Annotated in this window: 23 protein-coding genes; 13 read left to right on the forward strand and 10 right to left on the reverse strand. The window is 70.3% G+C overall.

All coding sequences use genetic code 11. The features are described 5' to 3' along the window. Positions 1-2: 2 nt before the first annotated feature. The 5 genes from ACFYPM_RS09775 (at position 3) to ACFYPM_RS09795 (ending at position 4577) form a co-directional block, all read left to right on the forward strand. On the forward strand, positions 3-932 hold the full coding sequence (locus ACFYPM_RS09775; RefSeq protein ID WP_387193220.1) for a F0F1 ATP synthase subunit gamma: 930 nt from the start codon (positions 3-5) through the stop codon (positions 930-932). After that, on the forward strand, positions 932-2368 hold the full coding sequence (gene atpD, locus ACFYPM_RS09780; protein WP_387193223.1) for a F0F1 ATP synthase subunit beta: 1437 nt from the start codon (positions 932-934) through the stop codon (positions 2366-2368). The genes ACFYPM_RS09775 and atpD overlap by 1 nt, the downstream gene beginning before the upstream one ends. Positions 2369-2593: 225 nt before the next feature. After that, on the forward strand, positions 2594-3739 hold the full coding sequence (locus ACFYPM_RS09785) for an LCP family protein (protein ID WP_387193451.1): 1146 nt from the start codon (positions 2594-2596) through the stop codon (positions 3737-3739). Between the two features lie 88 nt (positions 3740-3827). After that, positions 3828-4109 (forward strand): F0F1 ATP synthase subunit epsilon, encoded by a 282-nt coding sequence (locus ACFYPM_RS09790; RefSeq protein WP_357246353.1) that lies wholly within the window; start codon positions 3828-3830, stop codon positions 4107-4109. A gap of 12 nt (positions 4110-4121) precedes the next feature. Continuing rightward, on the forward strand, positions 4122-4577 hold the full coding sequence (locus tag ACFYPM_RS09795; RefSeq protein WP_387193226.1) for a DUF2550 domain-containing protein: 456 nt from the start codon (positions 4122-4124) through the stop codon (positions 4575-4577). 392 nt (positions 4578-4969) lie between these two features. Here the strand turns inward: ACFYPM_RS09795 and ACFYPM_RS09800 are convergent, their stop codons facing one another. Next, positions 4970-5542 (reverse strand): cob(I)yrinic acid a,c-diamide adenosyltransferase, encoded by a 573-nt coding sequence (locus ACFYPM_RS09800; RefSeq protein ID WP_387193229.1) that lies wholly within the window; start codon positions 5540-5542, stop codon positions 4970-4972. Between ACFYPM_RS09800 and murA the strand changes: the two genes are divergently transcribed. Continuing rightward, positions 5541-6983, forward strand: coding sequence for a UDP-N-acetylglucosamine 1-carboxyvinyltransferase (murA, locus tag ACFYPM_RS09805; RefSeq protein WP_387193232.1), 1443 nt, complete (start codon positions 5541-5543; stop codon positions 6981-6983). The genes ACFYPM_RS09800 and murA overlap by 2 nt on opposite strands. Before the next feature lie 30 nt (positions 6984-7013). On the opposite strand, the gene ACFYPM_RS09810 is transcribed toward murA, so the two are convergent. Then, positions 7014-7562 (reverse strand): RNA polymerase sigma factor, encoded by a 549-nt coding sequence (locus ACFYPM_RS09810; protein ID WP_387193235.1) that lies wholly within the window; start codon positions 7560-7562, stop codon positions 7014-7016. A 44-nt stretch (positions 7563-7606) separates the two neighbouring features. On the opposite strand from ACFYPM_RS09810, the gene ACFYPM_RS09815 reads away from it, so the two are divergent. Further along, positions 7607-9106: a serine/threonine-protein kinase gene (locus ACFYPM_RS09815; protein WP_387193237.1), complete on the forward strand. Its 1500-nt coding sequence runs from the start codon at positions 7607-7609 to the stop codon at positions 9104-9106. On the opposite strand, the gene ACFYPM_RS09820 is transcribed toward ACFYPM_RS09815, so the two are convergent. Next, complete coding sequence (locus ACFYPM_RS09820) at positions 9031-9669, reverse strand: hypothetical protein (RefSeq protein ID WP_387193240.1); 639 nt, start codon at positions 9667-9669, stop codon at positions 9031-9033. The genes ACFYPM_RS09815 and ACFYPM_RS09820 overlap by 76 nt on opposite strands. Positions 9670-9880: 211 nt before the next feature. Between ACFYPM_RS09820 and ACFYPM_RS09825 the strand changes: the two genes are divergently transcribed. Next, positions 9881-10729: a 3-hydroxyacyl-CoA dehydrogenase family protein gene (locus ACFYPM_RS09825; protein ID WP_387193243.1), complete on the forward strand. Its 849-nt coding sequence runs from the start codon at positions 9881-9883 to the stop codon at positions 10727-10729. A 37-nt stretch (positions 10730-10766) separates the two neighbouring features. On the opposite strand, the gene ACFYPM_RS09830 is transcribed toward ACFYPM_RS09825, so the two are convergent. Genes ACFYPM_RS09830 through ACFYPM_RS09840 form a run of 3 tightly spaced genes read right to left on the reverse strand, consistent with a single transcriptional unit; the run spans position 10767 to position 13335 of the window. Then, positions 10767-11594, reverse strand: coding sequence for an alpha/beta hydrolase (locus ACFYPM_RS09830; RefSeq protein WP_387193246.1), 828 nt, complete (start codon positions 11592-11594; stop codon positions 10767-10769). 47 nt (positions 11595-11641) lie between these two features. Then, positions 11642-12487 (reverse strand): ABC transporter permease, encoded by an 846-nt coding sequence (locus ACFYPM_RS09835; protein WP_387193249.1) that lies wholly within the window; start codon positions 12485-12487, stop codon positions 11642-11644. Further along, a complete protein-coding gene (locus ACFYPM_RS09840) occupies positions 12484-13335 on the reverse strand; it encodes an ABC transporter ATP-binding protein (protein WP_387193252.1) in 852 nt (283 codons plus the stop codon). Before ACFYPM_RS09840 ends, ACFYPM_RS09835 begins: the two co-directional genes overlap by 4 nt. A 151-nt stretch (positions 13336-13486) precedes the next feature. Here ACFYPM_RS09840 and ACFYPM_RS09845 point away from each other — a divergent pair, with 151 nt between their 5' ends. Beyond that, positions 13487-15493, forward strand: a complete 2007-nt coding sequence (locus ACFYPM_RS09845; RefSeq protein WP_387193255.1) for a protein meaA — start codon at positions 13487-13489, stop codon at positions 15491-15493. A gap of 15 nt (positions 15494-15508) precedes the next feature. On the opposite strand, the gene ACFYPM_RS09850 is transcribed toward ACFYPM_RS09845, so the two are convergent. After that, positions 15509-15805, reverse strand: coding sequence for a DUF1540 domain-containing protein (locus tag ACFYPM_RS09850; protein ID WP_387193258.1), 297 nt, complete (start codon positions 15803-15805; stop codon positions 15509-15511). A 91-nt stretch (positions 15806-15896) separates the two neighbouring features. Beyond that, positions 15897-16514, reverse strand: coding sequence for a DUF4126 domain-containing protein (locus ACFYPM_RS09855; RefSeq protein WP_387193261.1), 618 nt, complete (start codon positions 16512-16514; stop codon positions 15897-15899). A gap of 71 nt (positions 16515-16585) precedes the next feature. Here ACFYPM_RS09855 and nucS point away from each other — a divergent pair, with 71 nt between their 5' ends. Continuing rightward, positions 16586-17245 (forward strand): endonuclease NucS, encoded by a 660-nt coding sequence (nucS, locus tag ACFYPM_RS09860; protein ID WP_357246312.1) that lies wholly within the window; start codon positions 16586-16588, stop codon positions 17243-17245. Between the two features lie 5 nt (positions 17246-17250). Here the strand turns inward: nucS and ACFYPM_RS09865 are convergent, their stop codons facing one another. Then, entirely contained in the window at positions 17251-17910 is a 660-nt protein-coding gene (locus tag ACFYPM_RS09865; protein WP_387193265.1) for a class I SAM-dependent methyltransferase, read from the reverse strand. Positions 17911-17989: 79 nt separating this feature from the next. Beyond that, on the reverse strand, positions 17990-19486 hold the full coding sequence (locus tag ACFYPM_RS09870) for an aldehyde dehydrogenase family protein (RefSeq protein WP_387193268.1): 1497 nt from the start codon (positions 19484-19486) through the stop codon (positions 17990-17992). A gap of 306 nt (positions 19487-19792) precedes the next feature. Between ACFYPM_RS09870 and ACFYPM_RS09875 the strand changes: the two genes are divergently transcribed. The 3 genes from ACFYPM_RS09875 (at position 19793) to ACFYPM_RS09885 (ending at position 23297) form a co-directional block, all read left to right on the forward strand. Further along, entirely contained in the window at positions 19793-20158 is a 366-nt protein-coding gene (locus ACFYPM_RS09875; protein ID WP_387193271.1) for an FHA domain-containing protein, read from the forward strand. A 100-nt stretch (positions 20159-20258) separates the two neighbouring features. After that, positions 20259-21323: an alpha/beta fold hydrolase gene (locus ACFYPM_RS09880; RefSeq protein ID WP_387193274.1), complete on the forward strand. Its 1065-nt coding sequence runs from the start codon at positions 20259-20261 to the stop codon at positions 21321-21323. Between the two features lie 126 nt (positions 21324-21449). Next, positions 21450-23297: a 3-hydroxyacyl-CoA dehydrogenase family protein gene (locus ACFYPM_RS09885; RefSeq protein WP_387193277.1), complete on the forward strand. Its 1848-nt coding sequence runs from the start codon at positions 21450-21452 to the stop codon at positions 23295-23297. Positions 23298-23338: the final 41 nt, after the last annotated feature.

The following is a 23338-nucleotide window of genomic DNA, read 5'->3' on the forward strand; positions in this document are numbered from 1 at the left end:
TGATGGCGGCCCAGGTACGCGTTCTTCGTCAACGGATCCGCTCGGCGAAGTCGATGAAGAAGATCACCAAGGCGATGGAGCTCGTGGCGACGAGCCGGATCGCCAAGGCTCAGGCCAGGGTGCAGGCGTCCCTGCCGTACGCCCAGGCCATCACCGGTGTGCTCACGGCGCTGGCGTCCAACGCGCGGATCGACCACCCGCTGCTCACCCCGCGCGAGCGGGTGCGGCGGGCGGGCGTCCTGTTGGTCACCAGCGACCGTGGCCTGGCCGGCGGTTACAGCTCCAACGCGATCAGGATGGCGGAGTCGCTGATTGCGCGGCTCAAGGCGGACGGCAAGGAGCCGGTGCTCTACGTCATCGGGCGTAAGGGCGTCGGGTTCTACCGGTTCCGCAACCGGCCGATCGAGGCGAACTGGACCGGCTTCAGTGAGCAGCCGTCGTTCGAGGACGCCCGTACCGTCGGTGAGACGCTGATCAAGGCGTTCACCGCCGGTGCGGACGACTCCGACGGCGGTGCCGGAGCGGACGGCGTGCTCGGCGTCGACGAGTTGCACATCGTCTACACCGAGTTCCACTCGCTGATGACGCAGAACCCGGTCACCAAGGTGATCGGTCCGATGCAGGTGGAGGACCGGCCGCGCTCCGAGGGGCTGCTGCCGGCGTACGAGTTCGAGCCGGAGGCGGAGGCGCTGCTCGACGCGCTCCTGCCGAGGTACATCAACACGCGGATCTACGCGGCGTTGATCGAGTCGGCGGCGAGTGAGTCGGCGGCACGGCGGCGGGCGATGAAGAGCGCCACCGACAACGCCGAAGAGATGATCGAGAAGTACACGCGCGAGATGAACTCGGCTCGCCAGGCCGGGATCACCCAGGAGATCAGCGAGATCGTCGGCGGCGCCAACGCGCTGGCCGCGTCGGGAAGTGAAGTGTGATGACTGCACCAGTAGAGACCAAGACGGCCACGGGTCGCGTGGTCCGGGTCATCGGCCCGGTCGTCGACGCCGAGTTCCCGCGCGACGCCATGCCGGCCCTGTTCAACGCCCTCAACGTCACCGTGAACCTGTCCGGCGGTGAGAAGACGCTGACCCTGGAGGTCGCCCAGCACCTGGGTGACAACCTGGTCCGTGCCATCTCGATGCAGCCGACCGATGGCCTGGTTCGCGGCGCCGAGGTGCGCGACCGCGGCGAGCCGATCACCGTACCGGTGGGCGACGCGGTCAAGGGCAAGGTGTTCAACGCGATCGGCGAGGTGCTCAACCTCAAAGAGGGCGAGACGTTCGAGGCCGACGACCGGTGGGGCATCCACCGCAAGGCCCCGGCCTTCGCGGACCTGGAGCCGAAGACCGAGATGCTGGAGACCGGCATCAAGGTCATCGACTTGCTCGCCCCGTACGTCAAGGGCGGCAAGATCGGCCTGTTCGGCGGCGCGGGCGTGGGCAAGACGGTGCTCATCCAGGAGATGATCACCCGGGTGGCCCGTAACTTCGGTGGTACCTCGGTGTTCGCCGGCGTGGGTGAGCGCACCCGTGAGGGCAACGACCTCATCGCCGAGATGACCGAGTCCGGCGTCATCGACAAGACCGCGCTGGTCTACGGCCAGATGGACGAGCCGCCGGGCACCCGGCTGCGGGTTGCCCTCTCCGCGCTGACCATGGCGGAGTACTTCCGGGACGTGAAGAAGCAGGAGGTGCTGCTCTTCATCGACAACATCTTCCGCTTCACGCAGGCCGGTTCGGAGGTGTCCACCCTGCTCGGCCGTATGCCGAGCGCCGTGGGTTACCAGCCGACCCTGGCCGACGAGATGGGCGAGCTCCAGGAGCGGATCACCTCCGTCCGGGGCCAGGCCATCACCTCCATGCAGGCGATCTACGTGCCGGCGGACGACTACACCGACCCCGCCCCGGCCACCACGTTCGCCCACCTGGACGCGACCACCAACCTGGAGCGGTCGATCTCCGACAAGGGCATCTACCCGGCGGTGGACCCGCTGGCGTCCTCGTCCCGGATCCTCGCCCCGGAGTTCGTCGGCGCCGAGCACTTCCAGGTGGCCACCGAGGTGAAGCGAATCCTGCAGCGTTACCGCGACCTGCAGGACATCATCGCCATCCTCGGCATCGAGGAGCTCTCCGAGGAAGACAAGATCACCGTGGCTCGGGCCCGGCGGATCGAGCGCTTCCTCTCGCAGAACACCTACGCGGCGGAGCAGTTCACCGGCGTAGCGGGCTCGACGGTCCCGATCAAGGAGACCATCGAGGCGTTCCGCAAGATCAGCGAGGGTGAGTACGATCACTTCCCTGAGCAGGCGTTCTTCATGTGCGGCGGTCTTGAGGACCTGGAGCGCAAGGCTGAGGAGCTGATGAAGGGCTGACAGGCCCGATTCGTCCCGCAACCAAAAGACTGCCCCGGCCATGCCGGGGCAGTCTTTTGTTCATCTTCGCGTCCTACCATCGTCGCGGTCCGTTACTCGGGGTCGTCCGTTCCCAGGAACCCGAGATACGTTCTAATTCGCGCGCTCACCCCTGACGAGCGTTGATCTTCGCAACCTTTCGACGACGTGCGCCCGTCTTCCCTCGTGTGGGCGTAACGAACGGAGCTGCTCGTGGGTAAGGCCGGTAAGCGGGGCCGCAAGTCATCCGTCTGGCGCGGCGTGCCAGGCTGGGCCAGGATCTGCACGGTGTTCGGCACCGTGCTTGTCGTGCTCAGCGGCGCGGTGCTGGTCGGCACGGAGGTCCTGATGGCCCGCTACGAGGGTGCGGTCGGCAAGGCGGACCTGTTCGGTGACCAGGCGGCGGGCGCCCAGGCGAAGAAGAGCGACATCAAGGGTCCACTCAACATCCTGCTCGTCGGCATCGACCCGCGTACGCCGACGGCCGCGCCGCTGGCCGACTCGATCATGGTGTTGCACGTGCCGGCGTCGATGGACCGGGCCTACCTCTTCTCCCTGCCGCGCGACCTCTACGTGCCGATCCCGGCGTTCAAGAAGGCCGACTTCCCCGGCGAGACCACGAAGATCAACGCTGCGATGTCGTTCGGCAGCAAGGTGCCGGGGGCCAACCCCGACGCGGCGCGTGGCTTCGAGCTGCTGGCCACCACCGTGCAGACCGTGACGGGCATCAAGCGGTTCGACGCTGGCGCCATCATCAACTTCACCGGCTTCCAGAAGATCGTCGACGCGATGGGCGGCGTCGACATGTACATCGAGCGCGACGTCAAGTCCGAGCACAAGCAGCCGGACGGCAAGCCGCGGCCGGGCAAGACGTACGGCGAGGGTTACGTCGGCCCGCAGGCGGTCTACAAGAAGGGCAACCAACACCTCAGCGGGTGGCAGGCGCTGGACTACGTACGGCAGCGCTACCCGAAGAACGGTGTTCCGGACTCCGACTACGGCCGGCAGCGCCACCAGCAGCAGTTCGTCAAGGCCATGGTGGGCCAGGCGTTCAGCGCCGACGTGGTGGCCAACCCCATCAAGTTGGACAAGGTGCTCCGCGCCGCCGGCCAGTCGCTGATCTTCAACGGTCGGGGCGGCAGCGTTGTCGACTTCGGGCTCGCCCTCAAGGACATCCGCCCGAACACCATCCAGATGATCAAGCTCTCCGGTGGCGAACTCAAGAACAGTAGGGGCGTCTATCTCGGTGAGCAGTTCCAGGCGGATGTCCCGGACTTCTTCACCGCCCTGCACAACGAGCAGCTCGACGCCTTCCTGCTGGAGCATCCGGACTTCGTGAACAAGACCAAGTAGTCGCGGCGCGGGTTCTACCACCCGCGTTGGGAGCGCGTGCGCGTCAGGCTAGACTTTCGGCAATCCGTCGCCGCAGCAAGGAGACAGCGTGGCAAAGCAGCTTCACGTCGAGCTCGTCGCCGTCGAGGAGAAGGTCTGGTCCGGTGACGCCGAAATGGTGGTCGCCCGGACGACCGAAGGCGAGCTCGGTGTCCTGCCGGGACACGCACCGCTGCTCGGCCAACTCGCCGAGCCCGGTCAGGTCCGCATCAAGCTCGCCGGCGGTGAGCAGGTCTCCTACGAGGTCGCCGGCGGCTTCCTCTCGGTGAGCGCCGACGGCGTCATCGTGCTGGCCGAGAGCGCAACCCCGGTCTCCGCGCAGAGCCGCTGAGCCACACCGGGGATGGACATCGTCGAAGGAATCGGGATCGGCGTTGTCGTCATCCTCGGCGCGCTTCTCACCCACTTCGTCCGGCGAGCACTGGTCACCCGTAGCGGTGGCATCATCCGGCTCAGCGTCCGAGTCACCACCATGCTCGACGGCCGTGGCTGGTCGCCTGGCTTCGGCCGGTTCGCCGGTGACGAGCTGCGGTGGTACCGGATGTTCAGCTTCGCGATCCGACCCAAGCGGGTGCTTTCCCGCAAAGGGCTGGCGGTGGAGCGCCGCCGGCTGCCGGAGGGCCAGGAACGGCTCTCCATGCCGGCCGACTGGGTGATCCTGCGCTGTACGAGTGACCACGCACCGGTGGAGATCGCCATGGCGCGGTCCACCGTTACCGGTTTCCTCTCCTGGCTCGAGGCCGCCCCTCCGGGGGCGGTCTCGCCGCGTATGGCCTCCCAGGACTGGCCGGCTGCCTGATCGGCTCTTCTGTGGTTGCTCTTCTGGGTTTCCGGGGGAGCCCGCCCGGCTCCGGGCGGTCAGGCTTGATCCCTGCACCGGGCGGGCTCCCCCGGAAACCCGTCGTTGCCACTGTGCGTCGGTCCGGCGCGGTTTCCATCACCTGCCGTTACCGGTAGGGCCGGGTCCCGCCTCTCCGGCGCGCGCACCGAGCCGGCCAGCGCGGCGGGCTTGTTGATCGACTCGGTTTTCTTGATGTCGGGGTGTCCTGGTGGTGGGGATGCCCCGACATCAAGAAACCGGAGTTGATCAAGGCGCTGGTCGGCCTGGCTTGCCGAGGAGTCAGCCTTGGCTACGCGTAGCAGCGACCAGATCGGGAACCCACACCTGCACGTGGTGCGGAGCGCCGACCTTCAGCGCTTGCCGCCCGGCACCCATAGCACATCTCCCGCCGGATTTGCCGTTCTTGACAGGATAAAGAGCAGATCGGAGAGCCGGTTGAGATACTTTGCCGGGAGAGTGCTGGTCCGTTCCGAATCGTGGCTGACCAGCGCCCATGCCGCGCGTTCGGCACGCCGAGCGGTCGTCCGCGCCACGTGGAGCAGCGCCGCGCCGGGGGTGCCGCCGGGGAGGATGAAGGAGTCGAGCGTGCTCAGGCGTGCGTTGTACTCGTCGCACCAGCCCTCAAGGCGCTCGACGTACGCCTCGGTGACCCGCAGCGGCGGGTACTTCGGCTCCGGCTCGACGGGGGTGGACAGGTCGGCGCCGACGTCGAACAGGTCGTTCTGCACCGATCCCAGCACGCCCCGCAGTTCCTCGTCGAGCCCACCCAGGGCGAGCGCGACGCCGATCGCGGCGTTGCATTCGTCGACATCCGCGTATGCGGCGATCCGTGGATCGGTCTTCGGCACCTGCTCGTTGTTGCTCAGCCTGGTCATGCCGGCATCGCCGGCCTTGGTGTAGATGCGCGTGAGGTGGACGGCCATGACGCACAGCCTACGGATTCCCGACCTGACGATCCCGGCGCGGCCGGACAGCGCGACCAGTTGGCCGGTGGTGGCGGGCCCCGGCGACGCGGGCGACCCGGCGGTCAACGACGTCGACGTCATCCGGGTGTACGGGGACGCCCGGCTGACCGGCACCGTGCACGTGGTGGGGGCCAAGAACTCGGCGTTGAAGCTGATGGCCGCCGCGCTGCTCGCCCCGGGCCGCAGCGTGATCACGAACGTCCCGCGGATCACCGACATCGCGATCATGGGCGAGGTGCTGCGTCGGCTGGGCTGCGGCGTCCGGTTCGACGCGGACGACCCGGTCGACCCGATGGTGGCCCGCGGCGGGGTGGCCCGATCCCGTTCGGTGACCATCGACGTGCCCGAGCAACCGGGCGCCGAGGCTGACTACGACCTGGTCCGGCGGTTGCGCGCGTCGATCTGTGTGCTCGGCCCGCTGCTGGCCCGCCGGGGGTACGTGCGGGTGGCCCATCCTGGTGGCGACGCCATCGGGTCACGGGGGCTGGACATGCATGTCTCCGGGCTGACCCGGATGGGCGCGGAGATCTCCGGTGAGCACGGCTTCGTCATCGCGTCCGCCCCGCACGGGCTGCGCGGCGCGGACATCGTGTTGGACTTCCCCAGCGTGGGAGCGACCGAGAACCTGGTGATGGCAGCGGTGCTGGCCCAGGGCGTCACGATGATCGACAACGCCGCCCGGGAGCCGGAGATCGTCGACATCTGCACGATGCTCAACCAGATGGGGGCGCGGATCTCCGGTGCGGGCACCTCCACGTTGCGGATCACCGGGGTGCCGGGTCTGCACCCGGTGCGGCACGCCACGGTGGGGGACCGGATCGTCGCCGGCACGTGGGCGTTCGGAGCGGCGATGACCCGGGGCGACGTGACGGTGACCGGGCTGGACCCGGCGTACCTGGAGGTCGCGCTGGACAAGGTCGTGGCCGCCGGTGGCCTGGTGGAGACCCGGGGAGACGGCTTCCGTGTACGGATGGACGACCGGCCCCGGGCGGTGGACGTCGTGACGTTGCCGTACCCCGGCTTCGCCACCGACCTGCTGCCGATGGCGATCGGTCTGGCCGCCGTCAGTCACGGCGCCTCCCTGATCACCGAGAACATCTTCGACGGCCGGTTCATGTTCGCCAACGAGATGATGCGGCTCGGCGCGGACATCAAGACCGACGGGCACCACGCGGTGGTCCGTGGACGGGGTCGGCTCTCCGGTGCCCCGGTCCAGGCGACCGACATCCGCGCCGGCGCGGGGCTGATCATCGCCGGGTTGTGCGCGCAGGGGGTCACCGAGGTCTCCCACGTGCACCACGTCGACCGCGGTTACCCGGACTTCGTGGCCGATCTCCGCGCTCTCGGGGTGGCGGTCGAGCGGGGCTCCACCCCGGACGAACCGTCACTGGAGATCTGAGGCCAGCTCCGTGCGTGGGGCCGCACCGCGTCAGGCGGCCCGCAGCGACGCCCGTACGTGTCGTCGCGCGTCGTGGATGCGTGACTTCACTGTGCCGACCGGAATGGCGAGGTGGTCGGCGATCTCCTCGTAGGTCAACTGGCACAGATCACGCATCACCAGAGGGGCGACGAGTTCGGGTCGGTGAGCCTCGAGCCGTTCCAGCGCGTCGAGCAGGTCGAGCCGGGAGCCCGCGATCACGCTCGTCGTGCGCGGGTCGGCGGCGTCGAGCGGGAGCAGTGGCGTGGACTGCTCGCCGGCCCGGCGCTTGAGGCTCCGGTACGTCTGCCGGGCGCAGTTGGCCGTGACGACGTACAGCCAGGTGGAGAACCTCGACCGCCCCGCGAAGCCGTCGATCTTGCGGGCGACCTGGAGAAGGGCGTCCTGGCACGCCTCTTCGGCGTCCTGCCGGCACGGGAGGAGGCGCAGACACTGCCGCAGGACCTGCGGGCCGATCCTGCTCAGCAGCGCGTCGAGAGCGGCGGCGTCGCCCGTGGCGGCGCGGCCGGCGAGTTCTTCGATTTCAAGATCGTCTGGCATGCTCAGGCCCCGTTCCCCCGCGTTCTGCGGGCCATAATACGGGCGTGTCAGTACCCGACAGGATCGGCCGATATCGCATTCTGCGACGTATCGGCTCCGGAGCCTTCGCCACCGTGTGGCTCGGTGCGGACGATGCCCTGGACGCGTCGGTGGCGATCAAGGTGCTGGCGGACAACTGGTCGTACCACGCCGATCTGCGGGAGCGCTTCGAGCAGGAAGCGCGGATCATGCGGCGGACGGATTCCAGCCTGCTCGTGCGAGTCCTCGACGTCGGTGAGCTGCCGGACGGCCGGCCGTACCTGGTGATGCCGTACGTGGCCGGTGGCACCCTCGCGGATCGGCTCGGCTCGGGGCCGATGCCGGTACGGGAGGCCCTGCTCGTCGCGGCCGACATCGCCGGTGCCGTCACCGTGCTGCACGAGGCCGGTGTGCTGCACCGCGACCTCAAGCCGTCCAATGTGTTGTTCGAGCCGGCCGCGGATCGGGATCGGGTGCTCGTCGCCGACCTCGGCCTGGCCAAGGCGCTCGCGAACGCGTCCGGCTTCACCATCGCCGCCGGCACACCCGGCTACATGCCTCCCGAGCAGGCCACCCCGGGCGGGGGCCTGGACGTCCGCGCCGACGTCTACGCGATCGGCGCGACCCTGTACCACATGCTGACCGGGAACCCTCCCGAGCAGGCCAGTCGCGCGGGTAGGGGTGGGCGGTCGTTGCCCAGGCCGTCCCAGGTGCGGCCCGGTGTCCCGTCCACGGTGGACGATCTGGTGCGCCGCGCGTTGCATCACGACCCTCGGCAACGGTGGGCGTCCGCCGCGGTCATGCTCGACGAGCTGCGCCGGGTGATCGCCGCCATGGAGCGGGACACGGGCCGCGGCCGGTTCGTGCGGCTGTCGGCACGGGTCGTCGGCGTCGGGGTCGCACTGACCGCGCTGCTGGCGACGGCGGGTTCCAGCGCCACCCTGCCGGCACGGTCGGGCTGGGTACGCGTCTTCGATGTCTCCGGTGCCCTGTCGGTCGCGGTGCCGTCGAGCTGGGCCGGCCAGGTGAAGGACGGCGGTTGGGATCCTTCGGTGCTGCGACTTCCCGCGGGTCAGGCGCCGGGCCTCGCGGTCGCTCCGGATCTCGACGTCTGGTCCGATCCGGCGAGCGGTATAACGGGCGTGTTCGTCGGCGCGAGCAGGGCACTGCTCGCCGGCGGCGCGGCACCCGCCCTGCCCAGCCACACCTCCTGCGTCCCGCAGCCCGACCGGACCGTGGACGTGGGCGGTAACCAGGCGCGGATACGGCGGTGGACCTCGTGTGGCGCCTCGGTCTCGTTCAGCGAGGTGGTACTCACCGTGCCGCAGCGCGGCTACGGCGTCTACGTGCAGATCAAGCAGGTCGGTGACGCCGACCTGACCGACGAGATCCTGGCCGGCCTGCGGATGTCCAGCTCGCTGGCGCCGCAGGCCGGCCGGGCCGGGCCGGGTCAGTCGAAGCAGTCCTGGTCCACGTGCTGCAGGGCCAGCGCGGTGATCTTGCCGTCCCTCGTCAGGATGAAGTAGACGGCCTTGGCGTTGCCGGCGACCTTGACGTAGCCGCGAGCGTTTGTCGCCTCCGCGTTCTCGGCGGCTCGGTAACCCGGGTACATCCGAAGCATCTCGGCGCTGGACATGCCGATGCGTAGACCCTCCGGCGTCCTGATGCCGGGCCACCCGCTGATGGAGACGATTCCCACGGTCGGCGAGAGGTCGACGGTCCCCTCCTCGGTGGGGGCGGCGCGCAGGAATGACGTACCGCAGCCGCTGGTGCCGCGGAAGGGGTTCCGCAGCATCCCGGTCGCGGTGGCCTGCTGACGGGTCATTCCGAGCTTCAGGGAGCCGAATCCGTTCGGTCCCAGGACGAGCTGTTCGGTGGTGCTCGACGGCCGCGCCGACGGCGTGGGCGACGCGGAGGGCGTAAGCGACGCGGAGGGCGTGGACGACGGGGGCGTCCCGGTGGTGGCCGCGCTGGTCGCGGGGTCCGGTGAGCCGGCCGGCGCGGCGTTGCCGCTCTGGTGTGCCGGTGACGTGCACGCGGCGACGAGCAGAAGGCAGGTGAGGGTTCCGACCAAGGGCGTGGCACGCATGATGAACTCCTGGCTCATTCCACTGGTTTGCTGTCGTAGGGTTCGATGCACCCGCGGGGGGAGTTTGTTCGCCGAGCGGAGTCGTGGATCCGTCACCTGCCGCAAGCTCACCGAGATCGCCAGACATCCTGTCGGGTCGAGCGCTTAATCATCGTTCAGGCTCGCCGACTAGGGTGTTCGCAGGCACTCATTCGCAGCGAGGGAGAAGCAGATGGCGGGTCGACTCGCGGTCGTCGGGGCTGGGTTGATGGGTTCCGGCATCGCCCAGGTGGCGGCGCAGGCGGGCTGGCAGGTGACACTGCGCGACCTGGACGACGCGGCCACCACCCGAGGGCTTGCCGGCATCCGGAAGTCGTTGGAGAAGTTCGCCGAGAAGGGCAAGATCGAGGCGTCCGAGGTCGAGGCGACGCTGGCCCGGATCACCCCGACCACCGAGCTGGAGGCGGCGGCCGACGCGGACATCGTGGTCGAGGCGGTCTTCGAGCGGCTGGAGATCAAGCACGAGGTGTTCCGCGCTCTGGACAAGATCTGCAAGTCGGACGCGGTGCTCGCCACCAACACCTCGGCCATCCCGGTCACCCAGATCGCCGCGGCGACCGAGCGGCCCGAGGCGGTCGTCGGCACCCACTTCTTCTCCCCGGTGCCGATGATGCAGCTCTGCGAGCTGGTACGCGGCTACCAGACCAGCGATGCGACGCTGGACACCGCGCGGGCCTTCGCCGAGGAGATCGGCAAGACGGTGGTGGTGGTCAACCGGGACATCGCCGGCTTCGTCACCACCCGGCTGATCTCCGCCCTGGTCATGGAGGCGGTCAAGCTTGTCGAGTCCGGCGTGGTGTCCGCCGAGGACCTGGACACGGCCTGCCGGCTGGGCTTCGGGCACGCGATGGGACCCTTGGCCACCACCGACCTGACCGGCGTGGACGTGCTGCTGCACGCCTCGAAGAACATCTACACCGACACGGCCGACGAGAAGTTCTTTCCGCCGGAGCTGCTCCAGCGGATGGTCACCGCCGGCGACCTCGGCCGCAAGACCGGCAAGGGCTTCTACACCTACTGAGACGTCCAGCCCCGGGGTCCGTTCGCGGTCCCCGGGGTCATTTCGGGCCGGACGGCCCGGGCGGCGCGGCCAGCGCTGCCGCGACGAAGTCGAGGGCGCTGGGTATGACCCTTCCCCAGTAGCGGAAGTCGTGCCGGCCGTCGGCGTACTCCGCGTGAGCCGCCGGTTCCGGCAGGGCTCGCTCCAGCGCCTGCACGTCGTCGAGGAAGTCGTCCTGCCGGCCGCACCACAGACCCAGCGGGGTGCCGCGTAGCCGGTCGACACCGGCGAAGACGTCATCACCGGGCGCGACGGCGGGGGAGAAGGCCGCCACCGTCCGGAGCAGCCCCGGCCAGGTCTCGGCGAGCAACAGCGAGCCGAAGCCCCCCATCGACCAGCCCCAGGCCGCCAGCCGGGTGGCGTCGAAGCCCCGCTCGGCACACCAGGCCGGCAACTCCTCGCGCACCATCCGTTGCGGGTCGTCCCGACCGGCGGGGCGCCAGGAGAGGCGGTCGCCTGTCGCTCCGGCGAGCACGAACGGCGGCGCGCCCCGGCGTACCGCGTCGGTCAGGAAGCGCCCCAGGCCGAGCCCGGGGAAGTCGCGCGCGGTGGTGGACGCGCCGTGCAGCACCAGGCAGACCGGCAACCCCCGGCCGTCGCCGTGCCCGTCCGGGACGGCCGTGTAGAAGTCGACCGAGCGGCCACGTGCGGCGGACGGCCGGCTGGTCAGCCGCTCGTCACCGGCGGGCGCGTCCGGGGGCGTCGGCCGTGCCGGCGAGGGACGGATCAGGCCGCGGGCGGCCCAGCCGACCCCGACCGCCAGCGCCGTCACTCCCGCACCCGCACCCGCGAGCAGGAAACTACGCCGGGTCGGTCGAGCGGTCATCGACAAAGTCTGGCAGGCCCCGGGGCGGTTCGGGACCCCGGAACGGGTCAGCCGTCGCGCTTGGTGGTCCAGCGGAAGGTGGTCAGGCAGAGCACCACACCGATCACGCACCACACGGCCAGCACCAGCGCGACCCGGCCCAGCTCGAACGAGCCGCCCGGCTCCTGGGCGCCGAAGCTCTCCGGCAGGAAGACCGACCGCAGCCCCTGGCACATCCACTTGAGTGGGAACAGCGCCGCCACCTGCTGCATCCAGGTGGGCAGGTCGGTGAAGACGAAGAACACCCCGGAGATGAACTGGAGCACCAGGGCGACCGGGGTGACCACCGCCGAGCCGCTGCGGGCGGTGCGGGCCAGCGACGAGATGGCGATGCCGCACAGGGTGCACGCGGTCACCCCGAGCACGGCGACCCAGCCGAAGGTGAACCATTTCCCGGCGGTGCCCGGCAGGTCGAGGTCGAACAGCGCCACCGCGACGGTCAGCAGCAGCACGGTCTCGGCGATACCGATCGCCACCACCATGATCACCTTGCCGGCGAACCAGACCCACTTCGGCATGGGTGTGCCCCGGTAGCGCTTGAGCACCCCGCGGTCCCGCTCGATCGGGATCCAGATGCCCAGGTTCTGGAAGCTCACCGTCATCAGGCCGGTCGCGATCATGCCGGTGATGAAATATTGCGTGAACTTGACCCCGCCACCGATCTCCCCGCTGAAGATCGAGGCGAAGATCAGGATCATGATGATCGGGAAGCCCATGGTGAAGACCACGGACTCCCGGCTGCGCAGGAACTGGGTGATCTCCAGCCGGCCCTGGCGCAGGGCGAGCGCGCCGGCACCCGGCCGACGGCCGCGGGTCGCGGTGACCGGCGTCGCCGGCTTCGTCGTGGTCGTCATCGCGCGTGTCCGATCATGGTGAGGTAGACGTCCTCCAGGGTCGGCCGGGTCACCGTGAGACCGGGGACCTCGCCGCCGTAGCGCGTGGCCAGGTCGGCCACCAGGGCCGTCGGCGTCGCGCTCTGCGCGCTTTCCGGCGTCCCGTCCGGGGTACGCCAGGAGACCGTCGCGAGCGCCTCCTGCCGGTTGCCCAGTTGGTTCGGGGCGGCCACCTCGACCAGTCGGCCGCCGGCGATCACCCCGACCCGGTCGGCGAGCGCCTCCGCCTCGTCCAGGTAGTGCGTGGTCAGCACGATCGTGGTGCCGGCCGCGGCGAGGTCGCGGATCAGCTCCCAGAACTCGCGGCGGGCCTCCGGGTCGAAGCCGGTGGTCGGCTCGTCGAGGAAGAGCAGCTCGGGACGACCGACGATGCCCAGCGCCACGTCCAGGCGGCGCTTCTGCCCGCCGGAGAGGGTGTGTGTCCGGGCCTTCGCCTTGTCGGCCAGCCCGACCCGCTCGATCACCTTGTCCGGGTCGTCGGCGTCGGGATAGAAGCCGGAGAAGTGCCGGATCACCTCGGCCACGGTCAGCTCGTCGAACTCGCCGGTGCCCTGGAGCACGATGCCGACGCGGGCGCGCCAGTCGGCGTGCTGCTGCGCCGGGTCCGTGCCGAGCACGAAGACCTCGCCGGCATCCCGGCGTCGGTAACCCTCCAGGATCTCCACGGTGGTGGTCTTGCCGGCGCCGTTCGGGCCGAGCAACGCGAACACCTCGCCCCGGCGCACGTCGAGGTCCACGCCCGCCACCGCGACGTTGTCGCCGTACGCCTTGCGCAACCCGCGGACGGAGATGGCCAGCTCGTCATCCATGCCGTCCAGTGTGCGTCCTGACCCGGCCGGGGTGGTGTCCGGGGTATAGCGGTGCGCACCACTGCGCGCGCTTCGCGCCCAGACGTCCCCGACATGGACCTGTGTGGTTTTCCACAGTCCGTTTTACTGAACGGTAACTTAAGCTCCAGCCATGGATGAGACGGCATCTACGGGACGGCTGCCCGATCGGGACCGCCCGTGGGTGATGCGTACCTACGCCGGCCACTCGTCGGCCACCGCGACCAACGCCCTCTTCCGGCGCAACCTGGCGAAGGGGCAGACCGGTCTCTCGGTCGCCTTCGACCTACCCACCCAGACCGGGTACGACCCGGACCACGAGTTGGCCACCGGTGAGGTCGGTCGGGTCGGCGTGCCGGTGGCCCACCTCGGCGACATGCGGGCGCTCTTCGACGGCATACCGCTCGCCGAGACGAACACCTCGATGACCATCAACGCCACGGCGATGTGGCTGCTCGCCCTGTACGCGACCGTGGGGCTGGAACAGGGCGCCGACCTGGCCCGCTGCGCCGGCACCACCCAGAACGACATCATCAAGGAGTACCTGTCCCGGGGGACCTACATCTTTCCGCCGGCCGCCTCACTGCGACTGACCGCCGACGTCATCGCCCACACGCTGACGGCGATGCCCCGGTGGAACCCGGTGAACATCTGCTCGTACCACCTCCAGGAGGCCGGTGCCACGCCCGTGCAGGAGGTCGGTTTCGCGCTGGCCACCGCGGTCGCCGTGCTCGACGCGGTCCGAGACTCCGGTCAGGTGCCGCCCGAGCGGATGGGCGACGTGGTGCAGCGGATCTCGTTCTTCGTCAACGCCGGGGTGCGTTTCGTCGAGGAGATCGCCAAGATGCGCGCGTTCGGGGTGCTGTGGGACGAGATCACCCGGGAGCGGTACGGCGTCACCGACGCCCGGCAACGGCGGTTCCGCTACGGCGTGCAGGTCAACTCGCTCGGCCTCACCGAGGCACAGCCGGAGAACAACATCCAACGCATCGTGCTGGAGATGCTCGGCGTGACGATGTCCCGCGACGCCCGGGCCCGCGCGGTGCAGCTACCCGCCTGGAACGAGGCGCTCGGCCTGCCCCGCCCCTGGGACCAGCAGTGGTCACTGCGGATGCAGCAGGTCCTGGCGTACGAGTCGGATCTGCTCGAATATCCCGATCTCTTCGCCGGCTCGCACGTGATGACGGCGCTCGTCGACGAGGTCGTCAGCGGGGCGCGGATCGAGCTGGACAGGGTGCTGGAGCGCGGTGGTGTCGTCGCCGCCGTGGAGACCGGCTACCTCAAGAGCGCGCTTGTCGCCTCGCTGGCCGAGCGCCGGCGACGGATGGAGTCCGGTGCCGACGTGGTTGTCGGGGTCAACCGGTATGCCGAGACCGAATCCTCCCCGCTCACCGCCGCCGGTGCCGAAGCCGTCGAGCAGGTCGATCCGGCGGTCGAGGCGGCCGCCACGGAGGGCGTACACCGGTGGCGGGCCGATCGGGACGCGGACGCCGTCGACGCGGCCCTCTCCCGGCTCCGTTCGGACGCCGCGACCACCACCAACCTGATGCCGGCCAGCGTGGAGTGCGTGCGGGTCGGGGTGACCACCGGCGAGTGGGCCGGAGCGCTGCGGCAGGTCTTCGGCGAGTACCGGGCGCCGACCGGTCTGGCCGGCGGCACCGGCGGCGGCGGGGACCCGGGCCTCGCCGCCGTCCGCGAGCGGGTGGTCGCCACCGCCCGGGAGTTGGGCAGCGGCCGGCTGCGGCTGCTGGTGGGCAAACCCGGCCTGGACGGGCACTCCAACGGCGCGGAGCAGATCGCGGTACGTGCCCGCGACGCCGGTTTCGAGGTCGTCTACCAGGGCATCCGGCTGACCGCGGGGCAGCTCGTCGCCGCCGCCGTCGAGGAGGACGTCGACCTGGTCGGGCTGTCCGTGCTCTCCGGATCGCATCTGGCCGCCGTGCCCGCGGTGCTGGACGGGCTGCGCGCCGCCGGGCGGGCCGACCTGCCGGTGGTCGTGGGCGGCATCATCCCCGCCGGTGACGCCGACACGCTGCGGGCAGCCGGGGTGGCCCGGGTCTTCACCCCGAAGGACTTCGCCCTGACCGACATCATCGACGACCTGGTGACGGTCATCCGACGCGCCAACGACCTGCCCTGACGCGCTGAGAGCGGGTCAGCGGCCGGCGTACGTCATGCAGTCGGCCAGGTCGTTGTCCGGGCCGACCTTGATCGACGACGCGTGGCACTCCAACTGCTCGTTGTGCCGACAGTCGTCTCGCTGGCAGGCGCCGACCTGGGCGGTCATTCCGTCCACGCCACCCCGGATGGGCGACTCGACGAAGGTGTGGCAGTGCGCGTGATCCATGCTGCCGATCGTGATTGCGAAGGCGTGGCAGTCACCCGCCTGGTTGTACGCGCACGCGGCGACCACGCATTCCTGGACTCGGGGCATCTCCAAAGCTGCAGTCATGCCAACCTCCTCTAGGTCTTGCCCCGATCCTAGGCTTTTGTCGGCCCGCGCAACCCGGGTATGGCGAGCCGCCGATCCGCCGCCGACCAGGTCAGACGCGGAAGCCGGCGGCGCGGGCCGCGTCGCGTTCCCGGCGGCGAACCGAGCGCCGCCGGAGGAACCAGAAGACGAAGACCACCAGACCCAGCAGGAAAGCCAGCACCAGCACGGGCAGGATGATCGCCACCAGGGAGACCACCACGCTCGTGGCGTCCTCGGCGGTGCTGGCCACCGGGGCGCCGAACCCGGCAGTGGTCGCGTTGATGACCGGCCGTGCCGCGGACTTGAGCAGGTGCACGCCCAACGCCAGCAGCACGCCGGTGACGACAGGCACCCACTGGTGCGAGGAGAAGAAACTGCCCGGATCGCTGACCGTCACCGTCTCCGACGAGGATCCGGCGCCGAAGGCCAGGCCACCGGCTGTGGGTCGGACCACGGTCTGCACCACGTCGTTGATGTGGTCGACCACGGGCACCTTGTCCGCCACCATCTCCACGGCGAGCAGCACGGCCAGGATGACGATGACCCAGCCGTTGCCGAGCCAGGTCCAGCCGCTCGGCAGGTCGATCAGGTCGGTGTAGCGGCCGAGGAGGCCGAGGGCGAGCAGGGGTATGTAGGCGTTCAGCCCCGCTGAGGCGGCGAGGCCGGTGCCGGTGAGGACTTCGAACACGGTCTCAGCATGGCATCGACGCGCCAGTGCCGCTCGGCGGCGACCGGTGGGTCCTCGGCTACCCTCGTCGGGTGCGGTTGGTCATTGCGAAGTGCTCGGTGGACTATGTCGGACGGCTCTCGGCTCACCTGCCGCCGGCCACCCGGTTGCTGATGGTGAAGGCGGACGGGTCGGTGTCGATCCATGCCGACGACCGGGCGTACAAGCCGTTGAACTGGATGAGCCCGCCCTGTCGGCTGGAGGAGGCCCCCGGCGTGTGGCGGGTGGTCAACAAGGCCGGCGAGGAGCTGCGGATCACCCTGGAGGAGATCTTCCAGGACACCTCGTACGAGCTGGGGGTGGACCCGGGCCTGCGCAAGGACGGGGTGGAGGCGCACCTCCAGGAGTTGTTGGCCGCCAACCCCGGCGCGTTGGGCGAGGGATTCACGCTGGTCCGCCGCGAGTACATGACGGCGATCGGCCCGGTCGACCTGCTGTGCCGGGACGCCAACTCCGGCGCGGTCGCCGTCGAGGTCAAGCGGCGCGGTGACATCGACGGTGTGGAGCAGCTGACTCGATACCTCGAGTTGATGAACCGTGACCCGCTGCTCAGCCCGGTGGCCGGGGTCTTCGCGGCTCAGGAGATCAAGCCGCAGGCCCGGGTGCTCGCCGCGGACCGGGGCATCCGGTGCGTGGTCGTGAACTACGACCGGCTGCGGGGCATCGAGAAGGACGAACTGACGCTCTTCTGACCGGCTCACCCGCCGCTACGCACCGCGATCAGCGACTTGGGCAGGCCGAACGCCCGCTCGACGAGCATCTGCGAGTCGGGGAAGTAGTGGCGCATCTGCGAGCGGTCCAGCAACTCGGTCCAGAGCACCTGGTGGATGGCGGCGTCGTGGCTGCGGGTCGGCTTGTGGCCCAGCGGCCAACGGCGGGCGAGCGCGGTGCGCAGTCGTACCGGCAGGAACTGCATCCCGGGCGCGATCCAGTGTGGCTCGATGGGGAAGTAGCGGTAGGGCGTCTGCACCCAGTGCCGGTCGGCCATCGCGCGGGCGGCGGCGGCGAAGCGTAGCCGGCGTTCGTGCCCGCCCACATGCTCCAGGACGGAATTGGAGAAGACCAGGTCGTACTCGGTCCTGGCGAGGCGTGCGGGCAGGTCGCAGGCGTCGGCCTGTTCGACGTGGGCCCAGTCCGGCACGACGGCGGGCGGCTGCTCCAGGTTGATGACCGTCACCCGGGCCGGCCGGACAGTCGCGCGGTGCCAGGTGCCGAGCCGACCACCGAGATCGACCACGTGCATCTCGCCGATCTCGGGGAAGGTGCGTGCCAACCAGTCCGAGCGGTGCTGGCGCCGCCGCGCACTCCACGACTGGTCGCTGTCGACAAGGCGGTAGCGCAATCGATTGGGGCCCATTTAACGCAATGTACCGCCGCCGACACCGCGTATAAACATGTGGATACGCCGATCTTCGCCGAGATCGGTTATCCGACACTCATCTGCCGTACATCACCTTGATGGCCTTGACGAGTCGTGCCACGTCGGTCGGGGTGCGCTCGAAGGTCATCGAGGGCAACAGCGACCGGGCCCGACGGCGGGTGATCGCCTTGGCCCGGCCGAACTCGCGCAGCCCGTCCTCCCCGTGGATCCGCCCGAAGCCGGAGTCGCCGACCCCGCCGAACGGCAGGGTGGACATGCCGGCGAAGGTCAGGCTGGAGTTGATCGAGGCCATGCCGGAGCGCAGCCGCCGCGCGATGGACACCGCCCGCCGCCGGCCGAAGACCGAACCCCCGAGGCCGTACGGCAGGGCGTTGGCGCGGGTGACGGCCTCGTCGGCGTCGCGGACCCGGCTGATGGTCAGCGTGGGGCCGAACGTCTCCTCCTGGACGGCGGCCGACTCCTCCGGGACGTCCACGAGCACGGTCGGGTGCACGTACGGCGGCTGCACGGCGCTCGGACCACCGAGCACGGCGCGCCCACCGGAGTCGATCGCGGCGTCGATGTGCCGGCGGATCACGTCGATCTGCCGGGGCATGGTGATCGGCCCGATGTCGGTGCCCTCCGGCCCCACTGTCAACCGACCGGCGCGGGCGACCACCTTGTCGACGAAGGCGTCGAAGACCGAGTCGACGGCGTACACCCGCTCGATGCCGATGCAGGTTTGGCCCGCGTTGGTCATGCCGCCCCAGACGCACGCCTCGGCCGCGGCGTCCAGGTCGGCGTCGCTGTCGACGATCATGGCGTCCTTGCCGCCGCCCTCGATCAGCACCGGGGTCAGCGTCTCGGCGCAGGCGGCCATCACCTTGCGGGCGGTGGCGGTCGAGCCGGTGAAGGCCAGCTTGTCGACCCCGGAGCGGCACAGCGCGGCGCCCACGTCGCCCAGCCCGTGCACGGCGCTGAACACCCGGTGCTCGGGCACCACCTCGGCGAAGCTGTCCACCAGCCACTGGCCGGCGGCCGGGGTGTATTCGCTCGGCTTGAGCACCACGGCGTTACCCGCGGCCAACGCGTACGCGGCGGAACCGATCGGCGTGAAGACCGGATAATTCCACGGCCCGATCACGCCCACCACGCCGTGCGGCTGGTATTCGAGGTGACCGGAGAACTCGGCGAGGATGAGCCGGGACCGCACCCGGCGCGGGCCGAGCACCCGGCTGGCGTTGCGGGCGGCCCAGTCGATGTGCTCGATTGCGGTGACGATCTCGACGATGGCGTCGGCGGTCGGCTTGCCACCCTCGACGTGCACCAGCTCGGCCAGCTCCTCGATGCGCTTGGCGAGCAGGGCGCGCCAGCGCAGCATCCGTTCGCGGCGGTCGGTGAAGCCGAGCCCGGCCCACCACCCGCTGGCGGCGCGGGCGTCCTCGACGGCCCGCCGCACGTCGGCGTCGGTCGCGACCGCGAAGCGGCCGGCCTCGGCGCCGGTGGCCGGGCTGGTGGAGACCAGCCGACCCGCCTCGATGACCGGAAGACCGGGGACCTGCACAGCCGTCATGGCGGAAGTCTAGACCCGAGGATTACTCACCGGTAGGTCCAGATCGTGGCCGACCGGCCCGGCGTCGTACGGCTGCGCCTGATCGTTGATCAGTGCAGGCCAGGGTGTTGGTGACTGACGCGACCCGCCCGAATCGTCGAACGGCGGGTAGCCGGGAGGTGGCGAGGAGCTGACCGGCTGGGCGGTATCGATGACTACCGTCTGATGGCAGGCTGACGCGCGGAGTAACGGTGTGGGGTGGAGGGCTGACTGTCCATGGAGGAACATCCGGAACTTATGCCGCTGCTGACGGTGGCGGGTGGGCCGATGCGCGGAGCGAGTTTCCGACTTCGGGTCGAACCACAGGTGGTCGGCCGAGCACCGACCGGTCATGTCGTCATCAGCGACCCGCACCTGAGCCGCCGCCACGCCGAGGTGTGGCTGGCCCCGGAGGGTCCGGCGCTACGGGACCTCGGCTCGACAAACGGCACCTGGCTCAACGACCGCCGGATCACCGAGGTCGAGCTTCTCTCCGACGGTGACGTGATCCGACTCGGCCGTACCGAACTGCGCCTGTTCGACCCGGGGGTGGCACACACCGATCCGGTGGGGCTCAGCTTCGGCCCGTCCCGGCGGGACGTCCGACCGACACTGCCGTTGCCGTTGGCCGCGCCGCCCAGCGCCCGCCGCTGACCAGCGCCCGCCGACCCGGGTGTGGCCCACACCTGGGCCGCGCCCGGGGTGGCTGTCCGGCACCTGGACCCGCGCCAGCGGGCGTGGCACCATCCCGCGGATGGAAACCGAGCAGCGGAGCGTCACGGCGAACGGCATCACCCAGGCGGTCCGCGTGGCCGGCCCGCCGGATGGCGTCCCGGTGCTGCTGATCCACGGCAACTGCTCCTCCGCGCTGTTCTGGGAGCCGCTGGTCCGGCGGCTGCCGCCCACGCTGCGGGTGGTCGCCCCCGACCTGCGCGGGTACGGCGACTCCGCGACCGCCCCGGTGGACGCCACCCGGGGCCTGCGGGACTTCGCCGACGACGTGGCCGCCCTCCTGGACGACCCGACGCTCTTCGGCGCCAACGACACCCGCCCGGTGGTCGTCGGGCACTCCCTCGGGGGCGGGGTGGCGATGCGTCTCCTCGTCGACCATCCAGACCGGGTGGGCGCGCTGCTGCTCGCGGCACCGGTCTCCCCGTACGGCTTCGGCGGCACCCGCGACCTGACCGGCACACCCACCACCCCCGACTTCGCCGGCACCGGCGCGGGTACGGCCAATCCGGACTTCGTCGCCCGGCTCGCCGCCGGCGATCGGAGCGCGGACGCCCCGGCCAGCCCGCGCGCGGTCCTGCGCGCCACCTATGTGGCCGACCCGGCGGCACTGGGCGCGGACGAGAACCTGCTCCTGGACACGGTGCTCTCCACCGCCACCGGGGACGACAACTACCCGGGCACGGCGGCACCCTCGGCGAACTGGCCGGGCACCGCGCCGGGGAGACGGGGTGTGCTCAACGCGCTCGCGCCGACCTGGTTCCGGCTCGCCGACGAGCTGGTGGCCGTCGCCGACAAGCCCCCGGTCACCTGGGTACGCGGCGACGCCGACGTCATCGTCTCGGACACCTCACTGTTCGACCTGGCGTACCTGGGCTCGCTGGGTCTCGTACCCGGCTGGCCCGGCGAGGAGGCCTGCCCGCCGCAGCCGATGGTGGGCCAGACCCGATCGGTGCTGGAGCGGTACGTGGCGGCCGGCGGCGCGTACCAGGAGGTGGTGCTGCCCGGCTGCGGACACAGCCCGCACCTGGAGCGGCCGGCGGAGTTCGTCGCGGAACTGCTGGCTCTGACCAGCGCGCCGGCCGGCTAGCGGCCCCACGTCGTCGGCGGTGAAATATGCCACGGCGTCTCGACAACCAAGCGTCACGTGGCAGACTCGCGCGCATAACCTTAGCGGCCGTTCAGGGGTCGTGCGGAGTGTCTGGGGAGGCCGGTCGTGGCGCGCGAGTTCAGCACCGTGGGTGTGGTGGGGCTGGGCACCATGGGTGCCGGCATCGTGGAGGTCTTCGCCCGCAACGGCATCGACGTGGTCGCGGTCGAGATCTCCGAGCCGGCGCTGGAACGCGGCCGGGCCACCCTCACCGCCTCCACCGACCGCGCGGTCGCGAAGGGCAAGCTCGCCGCGGCGGACCGCGACGCCCTGCACGAGCGGGTGCACTTCGCGGTCGGGCTGCCCGCGCTGCACTCCGTCGACCTGGTCATCGAGGCGGTGCCCGAGCACCTCGACCTCAAGCAGCGGATCTTCGCCGAACTGGACCGGGTCTGCCGGCCGGAGGCCATCCTCGCCACCAACACCTCGTCGCTGAGCGTCACCGAGATCTCGGTGGCCACCACCCGGCCCAACCAGGTGATCGGCATCCACTTCTTCAACCCGGCGCCGGTGATGAAGCTGGTCGAGGTGGTCCGCACCGTCGTCACCTCGCCCGAGGTGGTCGCCGACGTCGAGGCGCTCTGCGCCCGGCTCGGCAAGGTCGACGTCACCATCAACGACCGGGCCGGCTTCATCGCCAACGCGCTGCTCTTCGGCTACCTCAACCACGCGGTCGCCATGGCCGAGTCGCACTACGCCGCCCGGGAGGACATCGACGCCGCGATGAAGCTCGGCTGCGGTCTGCCGATGGGCCCGCTGGCGCTGATGGACCTGATCGGCCTGGACACCGCGTACGAGATTCTGGACACCATGTACCGGCGCGGCGGGCGGGACCGCCGACACGCCCCGGTGCCGCTGCTCAAGCAGATGGTGACGGCGGGACTGCTCGGCCGGAAGTCCGGCCGGGGCTTCTACACCTACGAGCGGCCCGGCTCGCCGGTGGTCGTACCGGATGCGGCGACGCCGCTGGCCACGGAGTCGGCAGTGGCCGGCGGCGCGCGCGCCATCTACGCGGAGGTCGGCACCGGGAGCGCGAGGAGTGAGCTTGCGAGCCCCGCAGTCGTGACCAAGGTTGGCGTTGTGGGCTCCGGGATGATGGCCACCGGCATCATCGAGGTGTTCGCGACGGCCGGCTACGAGGTCGTGTCGGTGACCCGCGGCGCGGAGAAGTCCGCGGCGGTCTGCGAGGCGGTGAAGACCTCGCTGAACAAGGGCGTGGTGCGCGCCAGGCTCACCGAGGCCGACCGGGAGGCCGCGCTCGGCCGGATCAGCTGGTCGGCCACGCTCGACCACCTCGCCGACGTCGACCTGGTGGTGGAGGCGGTGGTCGAGGAGTTGAGCGTCAAGAAGGCCCTCTTCGCGAGCCTCGACGAGATCTGCAAGCCGGACGTCGTGCTGGCGACCACCACCTCGTCCCTGCCGGTGATCGACGTGGCGATGGCCACCAACCGACCGGCCGACGTGGTGGGACTGCACTTCTTCAACCCGGCGCCGGTCATGCCGCTGGTGGAGATCGTGCGGACCATCCGCACCTCCCCGGAGGCCACCGCCACCGCCCGTGCCGTCTGCGCCGCGCTCGGCAAGACCGGTGTGGTCTGCGGCGACCGGTCCGGGTTCATCGTCAACGCGCTGCTCTTCCCGTACCTGAACGACGCGGTGAAGATGCTGGAGGCCAGCTACTCGACGGCCGACGACATCGACCACGCCATGAAGCTGGGCTGCGGCTACCCGATGGGTCCCTTCGAGCTGCTCGACGTGGTCGGGCTGGACGTCGCGCTGGCGATCCAGCGCGAGCTGTACCTGGAGCTGCGCGAGCCGGGCTTCGCGCCCGCGCCGCTGCTGGAGCACCTGGTCACCGCCGGCTACCTGGGCCGCAAGACCCGCCGCGGCTTCCGCGACCACTCGCACCGCTGACCGGTGTCAACAGTGGGCGCCGGTGACGGCGTCTCAGTGGT

Source organism: Micromonospora sp. NPDC005203, from assembly GCF_042872705.1.
GTDB lineage: Bacteria > Actinomycetota > Actinomycetes > Mycobacteriales > Micromonosporaceae > Micromonospora.

Bases quoted from the DNA above. Each gene is read 5' to 3' on its own strand.
- ACFYPM_RS09775 (WP_387193220.1), top strand. From the start codon at position 3: ATGGCGGCCCAGGTACGCGTTCTTCGTCAACGGATCCGCTCGGCGAAG.
- atpD (WP_387193223.1), top strand. From the start codon at position 932: ATGACTGCACCAGTAGAGACCAAGACGGCCACGGGTCGCGTGGTCCGG.
- ACFYPM_RS09795 (WP_387193226.1), top strand. From the start codon at position 4,122: ATGGACATCGTCGAAGGAATCGGGATCGGCGTTGTCGTCATCCTCGGC.
- murA (WP_387193232.1), top strand. From the start codon at position 5,541: ATGACGCACAGCCTACGGATTCCCGACCTGACGATCCCGGCGCGGCCG.
- ACFYPM_RS09800 (WP_387193229.1), bottom strand. From the start codon at position 5,542: ATGGCCGTCCACCTCACGCGCATCTACACCAAGGCCGGCGATGCCGGC.
- ACFYPM_RS09810 (WP_387193235.1), bottom strand. From the start codon at position 7,562: ATGCCAGACGATCTTGAAATCGAAGAACTCGCCGGCCGCGCCGCCACG.
- ACFYPM_RS09820 (WP_387193240.1), bottom strand. From the start codon at position 9,669: ATGCGTGCCACGCCCTTGGTCGGAACCCTCACCTGCCTTCTGCTCGTC.
- ACFYPM_RS09825 (WP_387193243.1), top strand. From the start codon at position 9,881: ATGGCGGGTCGACTCGCGGTCGTCGGGGCTGGGTTGATGGGTTCCGGC.
- ACFYPM_RS09830 (WP_387193246.1), bottom strand. From the start codon at position 11,594: ATGACCGCTCGACCGACCCGGCGTAGTTTCCTGCTCGCGGGTGCGGGT.
- ACFYPM_RS09835 (WP_387193249.1), bottom strand. From the start codon at position 12,487: ATGACGACCACGACGAAGCCGGCGACGCCGGTCACCGCGACCCGCGGC.
- ACFYPM_RS09840 (WP_387193252.1), bottom strand. From the start codon at position 13,335: ATGGATGACGAGCTGGCCATCTCCGTCCGCGGGTTGCGCAAGGCGTAC.
- ACFYPM_RS09845 (WP_387193255.1), top strand. From the start codon at position 13,487: ATGGATGAGACGGCATCTACGGGACGGCTGCCCGATCGGGACCGCCCG.
- ACFYPM_RS09850 (WP_387193258.1), bottom strand. From the start codon at position 15,805: ATGACTGCAGCTTTGGAGATGCCCCGAGTCCAGGAATGCGTGGTCGCC.
- ACFYPM_RS09865 (WP_387193265.1), bottom strand. From the start codon at position 17,910: ATGGGCCCCAATCGATTGCGCTACCGCCTTGTCGACAGCGACCAGTCG.
- ACFYPM_RS09870 (WP_387193268.1), bottom strand. From the start codon at position 19,486: ATGACGGCTGTGCAGGTCCCCGGTCTTCCGGTCATCGAGGCGGGTCGG.
- ACFYPM_RS09875 (WP_387193271.1), top strand. From the start codon at position 19,793: ATGCGCGGAGCGAGTTTCCGACTTCGGGTCGAACCACAGGTGGTCGGC.
- ACFYPM_RS09880 (WP_387193274.1), top strand. From the start codon at position 20,259: ATGGAAACCGAGCAGCGGAGCGTCACGGCGAACGGCATCACCCAGGCG.